Consider the following 22,113-nt stretch of genomic DNA (forward strand, 5'->3'; position numbering starts at 1 on the left):
TCTTTGTTGCTCAACATTTATTTGTTTATTTAATTCGTTCACACGGCTCTCTTTTTATCTATTACTTGCTCACAATGCTGTGCAACATGCGCTGTGGCATCCAGTATAGCGAGTGCTTTAGCACGTTTCGCCATCTGATCAATTAATTCAGGTTTTGCTAAAAATGGGCGTAACATGTCAACAATGGCGTCTTGTTGAAATTGTCCCTGTGGCATTAATAAAGCAGCGTCAGCGTTTACCAAAAATTGAGCATTAGCAGTCTGATGATCGTCAACAGCATGAGGAAACGGCACAAATAGCGCCATTTTTCCTGCCGCTGCTATTTCACTCACAGTTAACGCCCCTGCGCGGCAAATAACAATATCTGCCCAGCCATAAGCGGTGTCCATGTCATCAATAAATTCAGCCGCTCTTATTTGCTCAGTATTAAAATTTTGCTCTGTGTAAGCCTCTGTAACCGCACCTAAATGCCCTTTACCCGTTTGATGCCAAATATTTAGCTCGCATATATAAGATAATTGCTTAAAGGTTGTAGGTAGTGTGCTATTTAGTACCTGAGCTCCTAATGAACCACCTACAACTAAAATATTAATAGGGCTGGTAGCATTGCGAACAGCTACCTGCGTTACACTTTGGCGAACAGGGTTACCGACAACCTCACTCTGACCACTCGCAAATGCACTGGGAAATGCAGCCAGTACTTTATTAGCAAATTTTGCCAACCACTTATTACTCATCCCAGCGACCGCATTTTGCTCATGGATAACCAAAGGTATACCTAAGCTTTTTGCTGCAATACCAGTTGGCCCTGTGACATACCCCCCCATCGCAAGTACCACATCGGGGCGCTGTTGTTTTAATACTTTACGAGCTTGTAAAATGGCATTAATTACCATAAAAGGTGCTTTAACTAAGCGTTTTAAGCCATTACCACGCACCCCTTTGACATTAATGAAATCAATCTCAATATTATGCTTAGGTACAACCTGCGCTTCCATTCTATCAGCGGTACCAATCCAGCTTACTTGCCAACCTTGTTGTGTTAAATGTTGTGCTACAGCTATACCAGGAAAGATATGCCCGCCCGTACCACCGGCAACGACGACTAATTTTTTGCTCATCGCTTACCTCCTCGGGATGTTGCTTGTTTGGTTGCCATTTTTGTTTCAAAATCAACGCGGAATAAAATCCCTGCGGCAATGGTCATAATCAATAAACTGGAACCACCATAAGAGACAAATGGCAAGGTAAGCCCTTTGGTTGGTAAAATACCGGCACTGGCGCCTACATTAACCATCGTTTGAAAGGCAAACCAAATACCTATCGCTAATGAAAAGTACCCTTCATATTCTTTGCCACATTTAAGCGCTTGTTGCCCAATTAAAAGAGCACGAAAAACTAAAATGCAGAACACCATTAAAATACTTAATACGCCGATAAAGCCAAGCTCTTCGCCTATTACAGCAAAAATGAAATCGTTGTGTGCTTCTGGCAGGTATTGTAATTTTTGTACGCTATTGCCAAGCCCTTGACCAAACCAACCACCTTGACCATAAGCCATTAATGATTGTACCAGCTGGTAACCTTTACCAAATGGGTCATCCCATGGCTCTAAAAAGCCAACTACACGTGCCATGCGATAAGGCTCAACAATAATGAGTAATACCACTAAACCTATACCCGTTAAGATCAATGCAAAAAACTGCCAAAGTTTAGCGCCCGCTAAAAATAACAGACCAACGGTGGTCACAAACATAACCACCACAGTCCCTAAATCCGGCTGGAGTAAAATTAACAGTGCGTATACTGCAAATACTGCTATAGGTTTGGCAAAGCCTTTGATGTTCTCTTGCACTTCAGCACGCTTGCGCACCAGGTAACCGGCAATATAACTAAAGAAGAACAGCTTTGCGGCTTCTGCTACTTGAAAACCAATAGGGCCTATGGGGATCCAACGTTTAGCACCGTTCACTTCGCGGCCAACAATTAATACTATAATTAACAGCACCATTCCCAATAATAATAAATATGGGTTGGAGCGCTTCCACCAATCCATTGGCATACTGCAAGCTATCCAAAATAACGCAAAGCTCATGGCTAAAAACATACTATGGCGAATAGTGATATGGTAAGGATTATCAAATAAACGCTCAGCGGTAGGCATTGAGGCGCTGGTTACCATGACAAAACCAACACCAATAAGCATGATCACACAATAAAGCAAAGGCACATCATAAAGCTGAGCCGACTGCTTAGGTGTAAGCGCTTCTCGAATATCTGTCAGTGCTATCATTGCTCACCCGCCCTAACGCACTCGCTAAAATGATCGCCACGTTGCATGTAGTTGTTATACATGTCGATACTGGCACACGCTGGTGCTAGCAGCACATAATCACCGGTTTCAGCCAATGTTTTAGCCAGATTTACCGCCTGTGGCATGTTTTCTGTCAAACGGCCTTTATCACTCAGTGCCACAAGTGCATTCGCATCTTTACCAAAACAAATCAGTGCTTTAACTTTATCTTGCAAATAAGGTTTTAGCGCATCTAAATCCGCACCTTTGGCATCTCCGCCAGCAATAACAATAAGTTGCTTTGCTTGCTCTGAAAGACTATCTATTGCGGCAATTGTAGCCCCTACATTCGTTGCTTTTGAGTCATTAAAGTATTTAACTCCATCTTGCTCAGCAACAAACTGACAACGATGAGCAAGTCCTTTAAATGCAGAAAATGCCTTAGCAAATTGCTCAACTGGCACCTCAAAAGGTTGCAATAACGCCATAACTGATAATGCATTCAGTTGATTATGACTGCCCACAACACCTAGCTTGCTCACAGGTAAAACGGCTTTACCATAAGCTGTAAAATACGGCTCGCCATTGTATGTTGATATACAATAATCTGCGTTTGATAAACCAAAGCTCACTTGCGGATTAATATCGCAATGTGTCGCCACATCACTTTTGTTAACTACAGCTAAAGCAGCATGGCTATAAATTGTTTGTTTTGAGTCTATATAAGCTTGGTAATTAGCATAACGATCAAGGTGATCTTCGGATACATTTAAGACCGTGGCGCTAATAGGTTTTAAGCTTTTAGTGGTGTCTAATTGAAAACTCGAAAGCTCCAGCACAAACACATCAAAATCGTCTGCAAGTAAATCAAGTACCGCTGTGCCAATATTGCCACCTAAACCCACTTTGAACCCAGCCGTTTTGAGCACATCAAAGGCAAGTGTCACCACGGTTGATTTACCATTTGAGCCTGTAACCGCAATCACTGGTTTATCGTTAAGTCGGGCAAATAATTCAATATCACCTATTACTTCAACACCCGCAGCAATTGCCTCAGCCACAACGGGTGTCGATAAGCTAAGCCCTGGACTGATAATAATAATATCTTGAGTGTTGAGTTCAGCATTATTTAAATCACCAAACTGAGTACTAAGCTGTGAGGCATGCTGGTTTAACCAATCTATACCCGGTGGAGATTGGCGACTATCAGCAATGGTTGGCGTAATATTATGAGACAATAGAAAACGCACAATGCCCAGACCGGTTACACCGAGTCCGAGCACTGTTATACGTTTGTTTTGTATCTCGTTTAAATAGCTCATTTACCTGATCTTTAATGTTACTAAGCCTGCCAACACAAGTACGATTGATATAATCCAAAAACGTACAATTACTCTAGGCTCAGGCCAACCTTTTAATTCGTAATGATGGTGAATAGGTGCCATTCTAAAGATTCGCTGACCGCGAAGTTTGTATGAGCCCACTTGTAAGATTACTGACAAAGCTTCCATTACGAACACGCCGCCCATAATCACCAATACCAACTCTTGACGAACCAATACGGCAATAATACCCAGAGCGCCACCAAGTGCAAGGGAACCTACATCCCCCATAAATACTTGCGCTGGATAAGTGTTAAACCATAAAAATCCAAGCCCAGCACCAACTATCGCAGTACACACAACAACTAACTCACTGGCCAGCGGTAAATGCGGAATATGTAAATAAGCTGAGAAATTAACGTTACCGGTTAAATACGCAATAATTGCCAAGGCCGCCGCCACTAAAATGGTTGGTACAATTGCCAAGCCATCAAGACCATCGGTTAAATTCACCGCGTTCGATGTACCTACAACCACAAAGTAAGTCATTACAATATAAAACAAACCTAATTGCGGTAATACATCTTTAAAAAATGGTACTACAAGCGAGGTTTCATTAGCGTGATTGGCAGTGAAAAACAATGCACAGGCAACAACTAACGCGATAACTGATTGCCAAAAGTACTTCCATTTAGCTATCAGGCCTTTAGGGTCTTTTCGAATTACTTTTCGATAATCATCCACAAAGCCAACAATACCCAACGAACCAATTACAAATAAAGTTGCCCATACATATTTATTTGCTAAATCTGCCCACAACAATGTACTGGTAAATATTGACGCTAAAATAAGTAAGCCCCCCATCGTTGGGGTGCCTTTTTTCGATAGGTGGGATTCTGGTCCGTCATTGCGTACTACTTGGCCAATTTGCATTTTTTGCAAGCCACGTATTAGCTTAGGGCCAAAATATAACGAAATTAATAACGCCGTTAAAATACCAAATACGGCGCGAACCGTTAGGTATGAAAATACATTAAATGCACTGTAATATTGAGTTAAATATTCTGCCAGCCAAACTAACATCTAGGTACTCCATTGCTGCCAACTTGCTGGCTGTTAACTAAATCTTGTACGAGTAATTCCATTCGAGAACTGCGCGATCCTTTCACGACTATGGTGGTTTTTTGTGATTTGTCAGTTAACCCAGCTTCTAATTGCTGTAGCAATTGGTCACGACTAGAGAAATGTCTATTTGGTTTTTCAAATTCATCACTGGCATACTTACTCAGCACACCTAAGGTGTAAAGTTCATCAATGTCTTTATTTTTTGCGTATTCACCTACTTGCTGATGGTACATACGAGCTTCTTCACCAAGCTCCCCCATGTCACCAAATGCTAATATGCGCTGTCCTTCAATATCACTCAGTAAGTCAATGGCTGCTTTTACAGATTCAACATTTGCATTATAAGTGTCATCAATTACAGTCAACGTGTCGCTCACGTTGATTATATTAACGCGCCCTTGCACTGCGCTCATAGTAGCAAGTGCGACAGCTGCGTTTTCAATACTGACACCAAACTCGCTGGTTAATGCAACGGCAATTAATGCGTTCATCACATTATGACGCCCAGGTAAAGCCAGCTTAACGGGCACTCGGTGAGCTTTATTACAAATATAAAATGATGCGTGAGCATGTGCATCAAGGGAAATGTCTTCAGCCCATACATCTAGCTGCTGCGAGCTGGATATACGTTTAACATTATTTTGCGCTAGTTTATCTAACCATTGTTGGCTAAATTCACTATCACAATTAACAATAGCGACACCATTTGGCTTTAAACCATCGTATATTTCGCCTTTAGCAGTAGCGACACCTTCGAGTGAGCCAAACCCTTCTATATGTGCAGCTGCAACATTGCATACCACAGCAACATCAGGTTTTGTCATCGCTGCAGTATAAGCTATTTCACCGAGGTGGTTTGCACCTAACTCGATAACTGCATATTGGTGTTGTGGCTCTAACCTAAGTAAAGTTAATGGCACACCTATATCGTTATTAAAATTACCTTTAGTGGCAAGTACTTCACCGTGCGATGAAAGAATGGCCGCGCACATTTCTTTCACTGTGGTTTTACCGACACTACCGGTAATAGCGATGGTCTTAGGAGCAACAGTTGCCATTACTGCCGCACCTACTTCACCTAAAGCTAAACGAGTATCTGCCACTAAAAATTGAGGAATATCTACATCAACTTTACGGTGGACAATCGCCGCGATTGCGCCTTTACTTTTTGCTTGTTCGACGAATTTGTGGCCATCAAAATTAGGCCCTTGTAGCGCTAAGAACACCTCACCGCCGCACAACGTACGGGTGTCGGTGTTTATGTTTTTTATTATTTGATTGCCACGTGGGCTATCAGTTGCCAGCACACTCGCTAGCCAATCAAAATCCATAGGGATCATAACTGCGATCCTCTTATTTGTTCTTTTAAGTAGTGTTGTACAAATTTGCGGTCACAAAAATCAATTTTTTGCGACCCTATAATTTGATAATCTTCATGCCCTTTGCCAGCGATTAAAACCACTTCATTATCTTTAGCATTATCAATAGCAAATGCGATTGCTGCGCCACGATCCGATTCTAAGTGTGCTGCTTGCGGTTTATCTAAGCCTGCCGCGACGTCTGACATGATCTGTTCAGGGTCTTCACTACGTGGATTATCGCTTGTTACAATCACTTTATTCGCATACTGCTCAGCAGCCTTAGCCATCATCGGGCGCTTACCCTTATCACGGTCACCACCACAACCAAATACACAACTTACACCACCTGGCACATGTTGTTGTAATGCTTGTAATGCCAGTGCTAAGGCATCTGGGGTGTGTGCATAGTCAACAATACATGTTGGTTTATTTGCTGCACTAAAAGCCTGCATACGCCCAGCGACAGGTTGCAAACTTGCACAGCCTGCTGCCAAGTTTTGTAGTGGAAAACCAAGCCCCAATAAGGTGGCAAACGCAGCAGTTAAATTATATAAATTAAACTCACCAAACAATGGGCATTCTATAGCGATATCGCCCCAACTTGTCGTTAACTGTGCCGAAATACCTGATTTGTGATAGTTTACATCGGTAAAGTACACAAACCTAGCGCCTTTGGGCACTAAATTTTTGCGGCCATAGCATATTAAGTTATTAAAATCGTATTGCTCTAACCACTGCTGCACTTGATTATCATCTTGATTTAAGATGACTAATTCGGCCTCAAAGTCTCGCATTAGCATTAACTTAGCATCAGCATAACTTGCCATATCACCGTGATAATCTAAATGATCACGAGATAAGTTAGTAAATACAGCTGCTTTGAATTGGCTACCAGTAACACGGTGTTGCACTAGTCCATGAGATGATACTTCCATAGCCACGAGCTGTTTTTGCTCTGTCACTAATTCAGATAAAATACGTTGTAAATCAACACACGAAGGCGTGGTATTGATAAGTGGTGTTAGCTGCTCAGGTGCGCCGTACCCTAAGGTGCCAATAATCGCTGCGGGCTTTGCACAGTAATTTGCTAAATGAGCAATCATCGCTGTGGTTGTGGATTTACCATTCGTGCCGGTAACACCAATTAAATCGAGCTGTTTACTAGGCTTTTGGTAAAAATGATTAGCAAGTACAGGAAGTTTTTTATCTAAATCCGAAGATAGATATAATTGCTCAAAGTCGCTCTCAAATTCACACAATCGATCTGCAATAACTGCCACCGCGCCATTGTCAATTGCTTGCTTTATAAAATGACCGCCATCCAACTGATGACCTTTAATGGCAACAAATACATCACCGGGTTTTACCTCACGACTATCAAGTCGCAACTCATTAACCACTAGGCTGGTTGCATCAATCTCAATATGTTTTAGTATCGCTTTTAAATCACGCACCATCGTCTTCGCCCTTTACGTATGCCATTGCATCTTTATCTGGCGCTACGTTTAAAATTCTTAGTGAGTTAGAGATTATCTCGGCAAATGCAGGTCCTGCTGTTGCACCGCCATAATAAACATCTCCACCGGGCTCATTGATCAATACCACCACTGCTAAACGTGGATTACTTGCTGGCGCCAAGCCTGCAAAATAGCCAACATATTCATCGCCATAACCACCCACAGCGGCTTTTTTAGAGGTACCTGTTTTACCTGCAGCACGATAACCATCAACCTTTACGCGCCTAGCTGTACCACCTTCATCAAATACGCTTTCCATCATATGAACCACAGCTTCAACATCTTGCTGCTGAAAGATTCGTTCACCTTCAGGAATGCCATCTTGTTTTAAGATCGTGAGTGGGCGATTCACACCACCAGCACCTAACATCGCATAAAACCGCGCCATTTGAGCAGTACTTACGGCAAGATTATAGCCAAACGATAGTGCTGCAATTTCATGATCAGACCAGCGACGGTTTGGATAAAATAGCCCACTACTCTCGCCAACCATACCTGTACCACTGTCACTACCAAAGCCTACTTTTTGATATAAACCTACAAAGTAATCTTTAGGGACTGTTTGGCTTATTTTGGTCACGCCCATATTGCTTGAGTATTTTAAAATCTCACGCAGAGTCATTTCACCATGGTTACGCGTATCTTGTACTAAGCTGCCACCTAAACGCATCCAGCCTGGGTAAGTATCGACCTTGTCATCCGGTTGGATTGTGCCGTAGTCTAATCCAGCCAAAATGGCTAGAGGCTTAACGGTTGAGCCCGGTTCAAACAAATCGGTTATTGCGCGGTTGCGACGTTTATGTGGGGCAGCATCATTTAAGTTGTTCGGATTAAATGAAGGGCTATTGACCATTGCTAGTACTTCGCCAGTTTTAACATCAATCACCATGGCAGAGCCCGAAGTGGCTTTATAAGTTAACACCGCTGATTTAACAGCTTTATAAGCAATAGCTTGAATACGTTGATCTATACTTAATTGGATATTTTCAGGCTCTACACGTTCACGTTCGTCAAGCACTTCTACTTCACGGCCTCTAGCATCTTTACGAATAGTGCGCCGGCCTTCTTCGCCTGTAAGCGCATTTTCGTACAGTTTTTCGATACCTTCTATTCCTTTACCATCAATATTGGTAAAGCCAAGAACATGAGCTGTTACTTCGCCAGCTGGGTAGTAACGTTTTGACTCATCCAGTAAGTGAATACCAGGTAGACGTAAGTCCCCTATGTAATTAGCTACGGCAGGTGTAACTTGACGCTTTAAATAGACAAAGCGACGGCTGGCATCATTACGTAAACGGCTGTCGATTTTGTTCGGCTCAATCCGTAGCACATCAGCGAGTTCTCGCCAACGAAGATCGTTTTGATAGTATTGTGCCACTCGTTGTTCAAGTAAAGGGGTGTTCTGTGCTAATGCTTTATGATCTTCGCCATTTCTACGAGCTTGTTTTAATACTTTAGATACCAAAGATTTATGTAGTGCTTTTGGATCAGCATACACGCTTACAACTGGAACACTTACAGCAAGTTCTTTACCGTGACGGTCAAATATCATTCCGCGTTGAACATGTAGTTTTTCAACTCGTACTGTCCGCTTGTTACTTTCTGAGCGCGCTTTATCTGGCTCAATAACTTGTAAATAAGCTGCCCGCGCTACCAAAGTAACAAAGACAAGCAGCACAACAGAACACACCAGCATAAAGCGCCACGTGATCAAGCTATTGACTGGTCTCTTACCTTTACTTCTCATGGCAGTATTATCACCTGTTCATCTTGGCTAGTAGGCCGTTTCATCTCAAGTTGCATAGTGGCAATTTCTTCAATGCGCGCATGCTGTGAATAAAATTCTTCTTCTACGAGTAAATAACGCCATTCAAGATCAAGCTCATCCCGCTCTTGCAGCAGTTGATCTTGCTCAATTAACTTTTGGCGAGCTAAATGGGTAATTTGCACAACGCTCAAACTTGATGCGAATATCACAACCAATAAGGCCGAGGTTAGCTTATTTGCTCCTAGGCCTTTGATAATCTCTAAAAATAAATTGGGCTGACGATGATTCGCTTTTGCCTTCATCCCAGCCTCTGCGCAACCCTAAGTACTGAACTACGCGAACGTGGATTACGTTCAATTTCACCTTTGCTTGGCTTAATAGCTTTACCCACTGCTTTTAACGTTAGGTCTTTATTTATTTGTGCTTCAGTTAAAGGCAGACCTCTGGGTAATGCTGCTCCCTTACTCTGTTTTTTAATGAACTGTTTAACAATGCGATCTTCAAGCGAGTGAAATGAAATAACAACGAGTCGCCCGCCTGGTTTTAATACATTGATCGCTGCTTGCAATGCGGTTTGAATCTCTTCAAGTTCACTATTGATATAGATACGAATAGCTTGGAATGTTCGAGTCGCAGGGTGCTTAAACTTATCTTTTACTGGCACCGCTTCATCAACTAAATCAGCTAACTGCTTAGTCGTAGTGATGGGTGTATGCTCACGAACCTCTAATACCTTGTGTGCTATACGACGGCCAAACTTCTCTTCGCCGTAGGTTTTTATCACATGAGTAATATCTTCAAGCTCAGCTTCTGCGAGCCATTGCGCGGCACTTCTACCACTAGTCGGGTCCATACGCATATCGAGAGGTCCGTCTTTCATAAAACTAAAGCCTCGCTCAGCGTCATCTAGCTGTGGTGAAGACACCCCAATATCTAGCAGGATACCATCGACTTTACCTAACAGATCGTTTTGCTGTGCGACATCGTATATATTTGAAAAACGCGTATGAGCAATGGCAAAACGGTGGTCGTTCGCAAATTTTTCAGCAGCTTTAATTGCTTGGGGATCCTGATCAATTGCCTGTAAACGGCCTGTATCTCCTAAGCGCGCTAAAATTTGCCCAGAGTGTCCGCCACGACCAAACGTACCATCCATGTAAATACCGTCAGGCTTAATAGCAAGGGCATCGATGGTTTCGTCCATTAGCACGGATATGTGTTCAAATTGCGCTGTCATTAGTTAGTTTTTGCCTTTTTATTTCGCTGATCAGAGTGAGAAATTATCTAAGTCAGGGCTAGATTCAAAGTCACCAAGTCTTTCTATTTCGGTGTCTTGGCGCATTTGTTCATGCCAACGCTCTTCATCCCAAATCTCAAATTTATTCATTAAACCGACCAACATTATTTTTTTACCTAAATCTGCGTGCGCACGAAGTGACGGTGCAAGTAAGATTCGGCCATTTTTGTCTAGTTGGTATTCTGTCGCGTTACCTAACAGCATGCGTTGCATGCGTCGGGCGCGTGGGTTCATATTAGAAACTTTAGCTAAGCGCTCTTCAATATCTTGCCATTGCGCAAGTGGATACAACCACAGACAAGGCTCATTAAGAGCTATTGTGCATATCACTGTGCCGAAGTCTTCAGACAATAGAGTATCTCGGTACTTAGTCGGTACCGCAAAACGTCCTTTGTCATCCATACTAAGTGAACTCGCACCGCGAAACATAAAAGCCTATTTTAAATTAGTTGTTAATCCATTTAGATTAAGTTTGATCCAATTTGATCCACTAAAAACCACTTTTTACCACAGTGCTCCAGTTTAGGGCTTGACAAGCTATTTTGTCAAGTCGGCAAAATCTTATAATCCCCTGTTCAAGCCAGAAAATATAAGGGCTCACGCAAAGCTACTGAATTACGTGGGAAAAAGGGGGGAAACATAAAAAAATATTTTTTTATGGTTTTTTAGCATGCTAGGTGGTTTAAACCGCTTAATGAATGAACAATGAATAGTAACAAAATAGAAGACATGTAAAACGGCTGGATTTGCTCGTTGTAAAATTTACTCAATCAGTCTGAAATTGTTACGCCAGAATTTTAAATGAGAAAATATTTCTTTTAAATTAAAAGTCAAAACATTGATTTTTAATAGTTTTTAAGGGTGGCATAAAGGCTGCATAGTTGAATAGACACCGAGTTTAATTATTTAAGGAAGGAATACTATGGCTACTACAACGACGAATACGACCACATCAGCAAATAGCAAGACTGATCCAAAAACGCCACATGCTGAAGCTCCATTAACTGATAAAGCAACTTCTGCTGCTCACAACGCGGTTGACGCCTTATCTACTCGCGCTGCAACAGCAGAGCAAAACATCCGTGAAGGTGCTAATAGCTCAGCTGAAACATTGTCAGAAAAACAGCAAATTGCGCGTGAGAAACTAAACCAATACAGTGGTAAAACCCGAAAATTTGCCGCTGAAAACCCATTAGCAACAGCGGGAATAGCTTTTGCTGCGGGTATGTTAGTTTCAGCACTAGTTCGTAATAAGTAATCTGACTATGGAACATCCTACCAACTCAGGCAATAATGATCATTCAGCCACTGAGACTGCATCGCAAGGTGCAGATCAGTGGCAAGATCATCTAGCTAAACTTGCTCAGTATGGTGAACAGATTTATCAAGATTATCGCCAGCAAGCAGGTATCTGTAAGCAGGTTGCCGCTGCCGAATGGCGCTTATCTACCCGTTCACTTGTTCTTACGATCATATTACTGGTTAGTTTTGCAGGCGGACTCGTTTTACTATGGGCCGGCCTTTTAGCAACTATTGGCTTAGCTATTTTTTCTGCAAGTCATTCCATTTGGTTAGCTGCGTTGTCATTGATAGTGATGCAACTGCTGTGCTTAGCTTGGTTATGGAAAAATATTGGTCATATAAGTCGTAAAATCGGCTTTGATAAGACTTCTCGCAGCGTCAAGCAATTATTCAATATTAACGAAGAGTAAATCTGTGTATTAAGGATAGCCATGTTCATTGATTATTTTATTCATAAACCCCAAAGCAAGGTCGACCAACTCAGTACCGAAATGGATACCTTAGATGAATTAAAACGCCAACATCAACAAGCATTTAAATACAGGTTAAAACGCTTTACCGTCTCTAAGGCAGGTTTAGCCAGTGCCTTCACGGCAGGCGCAGGTTACCAAGCTTTAAAATCGAATGAGAACTCAACTGGTGTTATCAGTACTGTGGGTAAATTCACTTGGCTTTTGCGCTTACTGTAATAATTAAAGCCCCAATAGAGCAAAACTGATTACGACATGATAAATCAAAGAAGTCTTTAACCCATAAATCCGAGTGCACGATCAACTTATGCTTATCTATAAATGCATAGCTTTCCAACGGATATATTGTTACTAATATTCTCTTATAGTTAAATAAAAATGCCTCATACTTTAATCACACTCTTTAAAAAGCCCTGTGGATAAAACAGTTTATTACATTCGGTTACACCAAAAGTGCTATAACCTTATTAAAAGCATGGTTTTTTAGTGAGTTATTGACTACAATTTGGTCCAAATGTTAAGAGTAAAGAGTGTCGTCATTTTATCATCATCATTACAAGAGCGTCTTTATCGTTTATTCGTCTTATTAAGCTTACCCGGCGTTGTAGTAATTCTATTTAGTCTTTGGCATGCAAAAGAAAATGTGCTCAAAGAAAGCCGTTTGCAAGCATTAGCTATTGCAGAACAGTTAGCGGCGCAACAAACAAGCTTACTCGATGAGATTGAACATTTTACTGTAGAGCTTGCACAACTAGACGCTTTTACGGCTCCGTTACAGTCTGGTTGTCCGCCTTACCTCGAAAAAATACAGTCTCTTAATCCTGAAATTGCAAATATCGGTATTATTAACCTTAAGGGTCAACCGCAATGTTTACTAAGCGGAATGAATAAAGATATCAATATCTCAGATCGCCAGTACTACATCAACGCACTCGAAACTCAAAGTTTTGCTATAGGTTTTTTTCAAAAAGATCGAAGTTTAGGTACACATACAGTCAATTTCGCATACCCGCTGCTCGACACTCAACAGACCCCATATGGCGCAGTCGTTACTGTAATCACTTTAGATTGGTGGAGTAAAAAGCTAGCCAACTTTCGCTTACCTGATGGAGCTATAGCCGTTATCACCGATAACCACAACCGTATTGTTGCTAATTCAAATCATGATAGTGACATGTTTGGTCAAAGCATAAACCAGTATGGATTTAGCGATAGCACTTCAGGTGTGAGTAACATTGTTGATTTTAAAAACAAAAGCTATGTAATTCATAGTCAGCAAATGTATAGGGATAACGTTAATAATTCACTTAATGTTTATGTTGCTATTCCTTTTAACGCGCCAATAGGTAAAGCGAATCAATTATTTTTTAATACTCTGCTCGCTTTTATCCTGATGATAGTTCTACTTTGCATTTTTGCCCGTATACAATTAAAACAAGTCGTATTAACCCCCTTAGCACGCTTAACTACAGCAATACAAGACCTTGCAAAAGGTGATTTACCCAAACAATTTAGCCTTAAAAGTGAAGAGCTTAATAATTTATATAAACATTTTGAATATATGGCTCAAACTCGTTTAGCTTCTGAAGCACACATAAAACGGCAGCACGACGAGCTTAACGCCTTATTAAGTGCTCTACCCGATATTTATATTCGTATCAATATCCATGGTAATGTACTTAATTTAGGAGGCCAATCCTCCAAGCTAAATAGCCCTTTGAAAGTGCGAGAAAAATTGCATTTACGAGATCTGCTTGATGAAGAAGCTAGTAAGCAAATACTAAAAAAATTACCCACACAAAATGATACTGCACAATTTGAGGTAGTTCAAAGTACCCCTAGTACTAAGCATATATACGAAGTCAGGATCAGCGCTAAACAAACCAGTAATGAATACACTATTGTATTACAAGATATCAGCCAGAGAAAAAAAGCCGAACATGCCTCAAATTTAGCCTCTTTAGTTTACGCTAATAGTAGTGAGGGCATGGTTATTACCGATCCTAATGCAATTATATTAGATGTTAATCCCGCATTTTGTGATTTAACCCAGTATCGTAAAGATGAAGTATTAGGGAAGCCAATATCAATTCTTAGTTCAGGCAATCACAAAAAAGTCTTTTATAAAAAAATGTGGCAAGCAATAGAAGAAACAGGCCGCTGGCAAGGAGAAGTCATCAACCGACGTAAAAATGGCGAGCTATTTACCGAATGGTTAACCATAGACACTGTTTATGATGAACATTACCAACCTCATCGTAGGGTTGCTATTTTTACTGATATTACAGAGAAAAAAGAAGCCGATGAACTTATTTGGCATCAAACCCACTTTGATCATTTAACGAACTTGCCCAACAGAATTGAATTAAAAGAGCGTTTAAATCAACGTTTAGCTAGCAACGTTAGCGTAAATGAACCTCTGGTGGTCATGTTACTTGATCTTGATCACTTTAAAGATATTAATGACACTCTAGGACATTTTTATGGTGATAAGCTTTTAAAATTAATCGCTCAAAGGTTACTCGATAGCATCAGCGATATTGAGTTTATTGCCCGTATTGGTGGTGATGAGTTTGTTATAGTACATTCCAAATTGATCAGCGAAGAGCACATTAAAAAAGTTGCCCAAGATGTACTTGATGCCATGTCAGCATCCTTTAAATTAGAAGGTGAAGAAGTTTATATTGCAGCAAGTATCGGTATTGCTATTGCTCCTAATGATGGAGATAGCTGTGAACAATTACTTAAAGCAGCCGATCAAGCAATGTTTCAAGCTAAACAAAATGGCCGTAATTGTTATAAGTTTTTCAATGTAGATTTACGAGAGCAAGCGCAAGCTAGAATGGCTCTATTAAAGGATATGCGCCACGGCATAGAACGACAAGAGTTTGACTTGTATTACCAGCCAATTGTAAGTCTTGATACCGGTAAAACACATAAAGCCGAAGCCCTTATACGCTGGCAACACCCAAGTAAGGGCCTAATAAGCCCCGTGCAATTCATACCTTTAGCTGAAGAGTCTCGATACATAAATCCATTGGGTCAATTTGTTTTTACTACCGCAATAGACACGCTAAAAACGTTGAGATCACAAATCGATAAGGATTTTCAATTAAGTATTAACGTATCACCCGTGCAATTTAGTTGTTTAGATAGCGGCATTGATGAATGGCCTGAACTATTAAAGAGTGCTGATTTACCACTTAGTGCCATAGTGGCTGAAATAACTGAAGGATTAATGATCACACCTGAGCCGCTTACTCAAAAACGTCTTAAAACGTTAGAACGCTCAGGAATGGAGCTTGCACTTGATGACTTTGGCACGGGTTATTCATCCCTTGCTTACTTACAGCAAATGGATGCTGACTATCTAAAAATTGATAAATGCTTTGTTGATAACATAAAAGTAGGTAATCAAGAGCTTGCCCTATGCAAAGCAATTATTACAATGGCTCATCAATTTAACTTAAAAGTTATTGCAGAGGGTATCGAAACCCAAGAGCAACACCACTTATTACTCAAACTTGGGTGCGACTACGGCCAAGGTTACTTATTTTCTAAGCCACTTCCAAAAGCTGAGTTCTTAACACTGCTAAATAACTAACTTGCTAACTTTAGTGATCTTCATCGTCTATTTGTTGCTGCTTACTCGTTAGTTCGTCAGCAACAAAAGCACCACGCTCACCGCGTTTTTTTGCTTTACCTTTGGTACTATCTTGCATGGTTTGTTGCTCAATACTGGCATTTAATGCAGCACCAAAAATGATGATGTATGCACTTAAATACAACCACATGAGCATAATTACCACCCCACCTATTGAACCATACGTTTCATTATATGAAGCGAATGTAGCAACATAAAATGAGAAACCAAGTGACGCAACAATCCATAATATAGTTGCCAATAATGAACCTGGTGTCACCCATCGCCATTTAGCTGCTCGCCTGTGAGGCGCGTAACGATATAGGCAAGCCAACGCAAAATTAAAAATAAATGCGAGCAGCGGCCAAGATATCAATTGAATAATGAGATCAATACTTTGAGTAAAGCCAACTAAATTAAGTACAATCGGCAAAATACCAATAATAAGTAACGCTGCAACAGCAACTGTAACTGCACCGACTGAAAAAATAAATCGAAAGAGTAGAGCTATAAAAAACTGACGCTTATTATCTTCATGATAAGTAATGTTACATGCAGTGATCAGCGCTTGACTACCTTTACTGCTACTCCAAACCGCTAATAATACAGTACTTAAAGCACTAAAACTCAATGATGCTTGTGACTTTTGACTCACCGCAGTGACTTGCTCAAGTACTATTTCACTGGTGCTTGGTGGTAACAAGGTGATGAATTTACTCAATAGAGCCGATATATCAGCTGGTGACGCAAAATAAGCATAAACAGAAACTAAAGCTGCAATTGCCGGAAAAATAGCAAGTAATGCATAAAATGCCACACCCGCGGCAACAAAAGATAAATTATCTTGCGCAAGGCTTGTATAAACGCGCTTACAAATACTCCACCAACCCCGCAATGGGATTTCATTTGGCTTGTTAGCTTGATAACCATATTGACTTTGTGGCATTTGAGAACTCTGAATTATCGTTATGTAATCTTTTAGATATAGCAATCAGCTTGCCAATACAGTATGGCCTTCGACTTGCATTAAGAAACTGAGATGGAGAGTGTAGAACGCATCAGGAAAAATCCATGTATAATTTTTTTAGCAATATAAATCAATACGCTAGCACTTTATCTAGTAATGAAAAAATACTACCAAACGAGCAAACATGGCAGTTAACTCTTGCAAGTGTTAACTCTCAAGTCATGCAGTTTTTACATGCTGCTGGGCAAATGCTACCCGCATTAATATTAGGTGTACTCGCGATTATCGGTTGCTATTTTCTTGCCCGACCACTCTCTTACTTACTCATAAAACCATTAGGGTATGTTAGTGAAAGTCGCTTATTACACGTGGTAACGAGACGCTTTATAAGCATATTAATCATATTATTTGGCGTATATTTATTTCTTCGCTTAGCGGGGATGACTCAGTTTGCTGTGGCCGTAATGAGTGGCACAGGTTTACTAGGCTTAATACTCGGCTTTGCATTTAGAGATATCGCCGAAAACTTTATTTCAAGCATGCTCTTGAGCGTGCAAAGACCTTTCAAAATAGATGATGTTATTGAAGTAAACGGGCACCTAGGTGTAGTTAAGAAAGTCACGGCTCGTGCAACCACCCTCGTTGATTTTGATGGTAACCATATTCAAATACCGAATGCGAATGTATATAAAAATGTTATTAAAAACTTAACCGCTAATCCGAAAATGCGTGGTCATTTCACCTTAGGTATTGGTTATGATAATGATATTAAAGCGGCTCAACGCCTTGCATTAAATATTCTGATCAAACAAGCGCCGGTTTTGAGAGAACCAGCCCCACAAGTACTTATTAACAACTTGGGCTCAGCCACGGTCAACTTCACTATTTATTTTTGGGTTAACAGTGAACAGCACAGCGTATTAAAAGTTGCATCACAACTAATGCGAGAGTTGGTCAATAACTTCACTGAACAAGGTATTAGCATGCCCGACGATGCGCGTGAGCGTGTACTCGTAAATAGCCAAGGCGATGATATTTATCCTACGCTCGATAATAATGAAAAGTCAGCTATTAAAGCCAAAAAAGCTAACAGAGTCGATACTCCAACTCACCAAGATGACGACACAAATATTGATGATATCAGTAGTGATACCGATGAAATTAGAGAGCAAGCAGAAGAGTCTCGTGACCCCGAGCAAGGCAATAATATAATTTAGCGTAAATCTAAGGGAGCATTTATTCGCTCCCTTAAAAAATGAGTGTAATAACCCACTTTAAATAGGCGAACCCGGTGGTATTGGCAACGCTTTAAAGTTATCTGGCCACTGTCCAGATGATAAGAACAGCTTAACTTGCTCCGCTAAGTATTGCTTAAAGGCACTTTCACCAATGCTGACACTGCTAAGCAGTGAACCTTGTTGGAAATCTTTACTGAGCTTAACTAAATAATAACGAAGCTGTGCTTGCACCTCCGGAGCAACACTATCACTGGCTGCCAAGTCAGCAAATTGCTTGGCCGTTAATAGTTGTACGCGCTGGTTAATTTTAGCAGCCATTGGCGTTTCATCACCCGTTGTAAATACTTGCTCATATACTTGTGCAAGCATTTCATCAAGACTGAAAAACGCATTACTACGCGCTTGCTGTTGAGCTAACCGATTTAACCGTTGGCTATTTAGCATAAGCGATAAACTATGCTGTGCGGCGACTTCAGGTAATGCCATGGCATCCAGTGTTAAACCAGTGCGACCAACAATGCTCTCACGATTTTTAGACTCACCGTAAGCCTTAGGTGGGATCAAGGCTAGGATGCTTTCAGGCAAAGCTAAGTTGTCTGCCTTTAATGTGTTCAGCATTGCAGTGAGCGCATGTTGTTGCACTTCTTTACTTACAACTTGCGCGCCTTTAACGGTGGCTTCACTGCGTATTTCATAGTCATAATCAACACCTGCAATCAGCTTAACCGCAGATTCTACTTGGTAACGATGAAATAAATACAGCGGCACCAGCATTTCCTCAAGCTGCGACAGTGCAGTACCTGTTTTAATATTGTTAATACCAAAATTAGCTAATGCATGTTTGCGCACCTCAAGCACTCGGGTTAGCTCATCACTGGGTGAAGTGCCATTATCCCAAAGGTGAGCCGTTGGGTGTGCACCACCTTTTGCTCGTGCATCGCTGTCAGAGATAAACTCCAGCCCTTTGCTTTTGTTCTCGGCTAAAATAGCAACCAGCTCTGTATCTTCGTCAAAACCAGTAAAATCGCTGTAGCCATATTTAATAACTTGAGTATCCCACTGCCCCATACCGTGCGCATAGCCACGGCTCACATCAAGCTCACCTTTATCATTAAAGCTTAATAATGGGTGAGGATAATCCATTACAGATGCTCTATCGGCCACTGATGCAGCAAAGTTGTGTGCAATCCCTAATGTATGGCCAATCTCATGCGCACTCAATTGACGGATACGGTCTAGCGCCATCGCTTGCAAGGTTTTAGTAACCTCATTCCCTTCAACATAAGGCGCAGCAAGAGCTTCAGCAATTAAAATATCTTGGCGTACACGTAGTGATCCCAAGGTAACGTGACCTTTTAAAATTTCACCTGTACGAGGGTCAATCACTGAACTGCCATAAGACCAACCACGCGTAGCACGATGCACCCATTGAATTACGTTATAACGGATATCCATAGGATCTGCGCTATCAGGCAATACTTTTACGATAAAGGCATTTTTGTAACCTGCCGCTGCAAATGCATCATTCCACCACTTGCCGCCTTCTAATAAGGCTGTTTTTACTGGCTCTGGTACACCTGGATCTAAATAATAGATTATTGGTTCAACAGGCTCACTAATCGGCAATGACGGATCTTTTTTAGTAAGACGATGACGCGGAATATAACGCACTAACATAGAGTCACTTAATGAAGCTGCGTAATCTTTATGTTCAACACTCCAGTAACCAGATTGCGGATGAAACGCACGTGGTGTGTAGTTATCATCAGGTAGTTCAATTAACGAGTGATGCATATGTACAGTTAAAGCATATGGGTCAGCACTGACTTGGCGAATATATTTACCCGGCTTACTACCTTTAAAGGTAAGCACAGCTTCAAGCTCAGTATTCTTCATAAACGCTTTAGAGCGTGGCATAAATACCGCACTACGATTTTCATCTAAACTAAAGCTACCTTGTTTACGAGCTGCAAGCGTGCGACTAACACCGTGAACGTCACTTAATAAATAAGGCGTGTAATCAATTAATACCGCTTGCGGGCTTTGCGCCACGACCTTAAAGCCAGCTAAAATACTTGAAGCAAAAGCCTCCTTAATACTTTTTTGTTCTGCTTTATTACTGGTATTTGCACGATAATATGCATTAATAGCTCTGAGCATTACTTTGTCGCCAAAGCGCTCAAACTGCACCAAGTGCGTATTGCCTAATTGGCCACGATCAAGGCCTATATCATTAGAGCCAACACCATAAGGTAAGCTTTGCTGTAATAAAAACTGTTGCTCTAATTTATCTACCTTCAAATACACTTTGCCATTTTCGGTATCGTAAAAGAATGAAAAATAGCCAGGAAAATGATTCATTTGTGAAGTAAAATCATTAATAGACTTAATTGCTGCGTGCGCTTGGGTTATCATAGTTAGCAACACAGTAAAGAGTATGTAACGTATCAGTGGTATTTTTTGCATAATCTTATCTTTGTTATTCGCGTTTTAAATAAGTTTAAAGGTGATGCCAGTATAATGTATCCACTTTAAAATACATCTATTTAAGACGAAATTCAGCGCTAGCTTTGATAATCCCTCTCACCCTATGATTATCATGGCCTTTAACGTTATCAGGAAAATAGAATGCGTAGACTACCCCCAGTATTACTTGAAGACGGTTGCCCTAGAGATTTAATTTCGTTGATCAGGACTGTTTTAGCGGCATGTAAAGAGATTTCATTCCGTGTCGGTCAAGGTGCATTATCTGGCGTACTTGGTTCAACCCTCGACGAAAATATTCAAGGTGAAACACAAAAGAAACTTGATGTATTAACCAACCAGCTACTAAAAGACATATTACTGGAGTCAGGTTACGTTAAAGCTATCGCATCAGAAGAAGAAGACTATACCGTTGCCGGCACCCCTAATGCAGATTATATCGTAGCGTTTGATCCACTCGATGGCTCGTCAAATACTGATATCAACTCATTAGTGGGCACTATTTTTTCAATAATGAAAGCACCTGAAGGCTCTGATCCTGCCGATCAAAGCATTTTTATGCAACCAGGTAAAAATCAAGTTGCAGCGGGCTACGTACTTTACGGCCCATCAACGATTTTAGCTCTAACGACAGGTAAAGGCACTCGCTTTTTCACTTTAGACAAGACTCACGGCACATTCTTATTAACTGAAGATTTCGCTAAAGTGCCTGAAGATACCAATGAATACGCTATTAACGCATCAAACCAGCGTCACTGGCAGCCTGCAATGCAAAACTATATTAATGATTTAATTGCAGGTGACACCGGCCCTCGTGCACGTAACTTCAACATGCGCTGGATTGCCGCCATGGTAGGTGACGTACATCGTGTGTTATGCCGAGGTGGTATTTTTACTTACCCTACCGACACGAAAGATCCTAACAAACCAAATAAGCTACGCCTACTGTACGAAGCAAACCCAATGGCCATGTTAATCGAACAAGCCGGCGGCATCGCATCAACCGGCACAGAGCGCATCATGGACATTCAGCCAGATGCAATCCACCAGCGCGTTGCGGTGATTTTAGGTTCGAAAAACGAAGTAGAAACCTGTTTGGGATATCATAAGTAACTCTCAGCCTATCTCTTGATCACAAGTCGAGTTCTTTCATAAAAGTACAGAACTCGACTAGAATACCAATTTCACCTAGCCATCTCAGATGGCTTTTGTGCCGACTCGGCCTATTCGTTTGCTGTCATGCCAGCCCCCTGCTTTGCTATCACATAGAACAAACAAAAAGTGGCCAAGCTATGTTGACGGAAATCGTGCTCGATAAAGCCCTTC

18 protein-coding genes are annotated in these 22,113 nt (G+C 41.1%); 6 read left to right on the forward strand and 12 right to left on the reverse strand.

Annotation, left to right across the window (positions count from 1 at the left end; all coding sequences use genetic code 11):
• Window positions 1-38: 38 nt before the first annotated feature.
• The 10 genes from murG to mraZ are packed head-to-tail and all read right to left on the reverse strand — an operon-like array spanning window position 39 to window position 11,112.
• Window positions 39-1,121, reverse strand: a complete 1,083-nt coding sequence (murG, locus tag B5G52_RS02380) for an undecaprenyldiphospho-muramoylpentapeptide beta-N-acetylglucosaminyltransferase (protein WP_087531099.1) — start codon at window positions 1,119-1,121, stop codon at window positions 39-41.
• On the reverse strand, window positions 1,118-2,293 hold the full coding sequence (ftsW, locus tag B5G52_RS02385) for a cell division protein FtsW (protein ID WP_087531100.1): 1,176 nt from the start codon (window positions 2,291-2,293) through the stop codon (window positions 1,118-1,120). Before ftsW ends, murG begins: the two co-directional genes overlap by 4 nt.
• The gene (gene murD / locus B5G52_RS02390; RefSeq protein WP_087531101.1) at window positions 2,290-3,615 is read right to left on the reverse strand and encodes a UDP-N-acetylmuramoyl-L-alanine--D-glutamate ligase; all 1,326 of its coding nucleotides are present in this window, start codon (window positions 3,613-3,615) and stop codon (window positions 2,290-2,292) included. Before murD ends, ftsW begins: the two co-directional genes overlap by 4 nt.
• On the reverse strand, window positions 3,616-4,698 hold the full coding sequence (mraY, locus tag B5G52_RS02395) for a phospho-N-acetylmuramoyl-pentapeptide-transferase (protein WP_087531102.1): 1,083 nt from the start codon (window positions 4,696-4,698) through the stop codon (window positions 3,616-3,618).
• Window positions 4,692-6,080 carry a UDP-N-acetylmuramoyl-tripeptide--D-alanyl-D-alanine ligase gene (murF, locus tag B5G52_RS02400; protein ID WP_087531103.1) on the reverse strand — a complete coding sequence of 463 codons (1,389 nt, stop codon included), beginning with the start codon at window positions 6,078-6,080 and terminating at the stop codon, window positions 4,692-4,694. Before murF ends, mraY begins: the two co-directional genes overlap by 7 nt.
• A complete protein-coding gene (gene murE, locus B5G52_RS02405) occupies window positions 6,077-7,555 on the reverse strand; it encodes a UDP-N-acetylmuramoyl-L-alanyl-D-glutamate--2,6-diaminopimelate ligase (protein WP_176372486.1) in 1,479 nt (492 codons plus the stop codon). The genes murF and murE overlap by 4 nt, the downstream gene beginning before the upstream one ends.
• Window positions 7,548-9,365 (reverse strand): penicillin-binding transpeptidase domain-containing protein, encoded by a 1,818-nt coding sequence (locus B5G52_RS02410; RefSeq protein ID WP_087531105.1) that lies wholly within the window; start codon window positions 9,363-9,365, stop codon window positions 7,548-7,550. Before B5G52_RS02410 ends, murE begins: the two co-directional genes overlap by 8 nt.
• On the reverse strand, window positions 9,362-9,688 hold the full coding sequence (gene ftsL / locus B5G52_RS02415) for a cell division protein FtsL (RefSeq protein WP_087531106.1): 327 nt from the start codon (window positions 9,686-9,688) through the stop codon (window positions 9,362-9,364). Before ftsL ends, B5G52_RS02410 begins: the two co-directional genes overlap by 4 nt.
• On the reverse strand, window positions 9,685-10,623 hold the full coding sequence (rsmH, locus tag B5G52_RS02420) for a 16S rRNA (cytosine(1402)-N(4))-methyltransferase RsmH (protein ID WP_087531107.1): 939 nt from the start codon (window positions 10,621-10,623) through the stop codon (window positions 9,685-9,687). Before rsmH ends, ftsL begins: the two co-directional genes overlap by 4 nt.
• 30 nt (window positions 10,624-10,653) lie before the next feature.
• Window positions 10,654-11,112, reverse strand: coding sequence for a division/cell wall cluster transcriptional repressor MraZ (mraZ, locus tag B5G52_RS02425; RefSeq protein WP_087531108.1), 459 nt, complete (start codon window positions 11,110-11,112; stop codon window positions 10,654-10,656).
• A 493-nt stretch (window positions 11,113-11,605) separates the two neighbouring features.
• Between mraZ and B5G52_RS02430 the strand changes: the two genes are divergently transcribed.
• From B5G52_RS02430 to B5G52_RS02445, 4 genes are all read left to right on the forward strand, one after another.
• Window positions 11,606-11,941: a DUF883 domain-containing protein gene (locus B5G52_RS02430; RefSeq protein ID WP_087531109.1), complete on the forward strand. Its 336-nt coding sequence runs from the start codon at window positions 11,606-11,608 to the stop codon at window positions 11,939-11,941.
• 7 nt (window positions 11,942-11,948) lie between these two features.
• Window positions 11,949-12,395, forward strand: a complete 447-nt coding sequence (locus tag B5G52_RS02435; protein ID WP_087531110.1) for a hypothetical protein — start codon at window positions 11,949-11,951, stop codon at window positions 12,393-12,395.
• Between the two features lie 21 nt (window positions 12,396-12,416).
• Window positions 12,417-12,674 carry a hypothetical protein gene (locus tag B5G52_RS02440; protein WP_087531111.1) on the forward strand — a complete coding sequence of 86 codons (258 nt, stop codon included), beginning with the start codon at window positions 12,417-12,419 and terminating at the stop codon, window positions 12,672-12,674.
• A gap of 295 nt (window positions 12,675-12,969) precedes the next feature.
• Window positions 12,970-16,059 carry an EAL domain-containing protein gene (locus B5G52_RS02445; RefSeq protein WP_087531112.1) on the forward strand — a complete coding sequence of 1,030 codons (3,090 nt, stop codon included), beginning with the start codon at window positions 12,970-12,972 and terminating at the stop codon, window positions 16,057-16,059.
• Window positions 16,060-16,069: 10 nt separating this feature from the next.
• Here B5G52_RS02445 and B5G52_RS02450 read toward each other — a convergent pair whose 3' ends face one another.
• Window positions 16,070-17,044: a YihY/virulence factor BrkB family protein gene (locus tag B5G52_RS02450; RefSeq protein ID WP_087531113.1), complete on the reverse strand. Its 975-nt coding sequence runs from the start codon at window positions 17,042-17,044 to the stop codon at window positions 16,070-16,072.
• Window positions 17,045-17,169: 125 nt separating this feature from the next.
• On the opposite strand from B5G52_RS02450, the gene B5G52_RS02455 reads away from it, so the two are divergent.
• Window positions 17,170-18,282 carry a mechanosensitive ion channel family protein gene (locus B5G52_RS02455; RefSeq protein WP_087531114.1) on the forward strand — a complete coding sequence of 371 codons (1,113 nt, stop codon included), beginning with the start codon at window positions 17,170-17,172 and terminating at the stop codon, window positions 18,280-18,282.
• A 57-nt stretch (window positions 18,283-18,339) separates the two neighbouring features.
• On the opposite strand, the gene B5G52_RS02460 is transcribed toward B5G52_RS02455, so the two are convergent.
• The gene (locus B5G52_RS02460) at window positions 18,340-20,769 is read right to left on the reverse strand and encodes a zinc-dependent metalloprotease (protein WP_087531115.1); all 2,430 of its coding nucleotides are present in this window, start codon (window positions 20,767-20,769) and stop codon (window positions 18,340-18,342) included.
• A 162-nt stretch (window positions 20,770-20,931) separates the two neighbouring features.
• Between B5G52_RS02460 and B5G52_RS02465 the strand changes: the two genes are divergently transcribed.
• On the forward strand, window positions 20,932-21,900 hold the full coding sequence (locus B5G52_RS02465) for a class 1 fructose-bisphosphatase (RefSeq protein WP_087531116.1): 969 nt from the start codon (window positions 20,932-20,934) through the stop codon (window positions 21,898-21,900).
• Window positions 21,901-22,113: the final 213 nt, after the last annotated feature.

Source organism: Pseudoalteromonas sp. A601, from assembly GCF_002165575.1.
Taxonomy (GTDB): Bacteria; Pseudomonadota; Gammaproteobacteria; order Enterobacterales; family Alteromonadaceae; genus Pseudoalteromonas.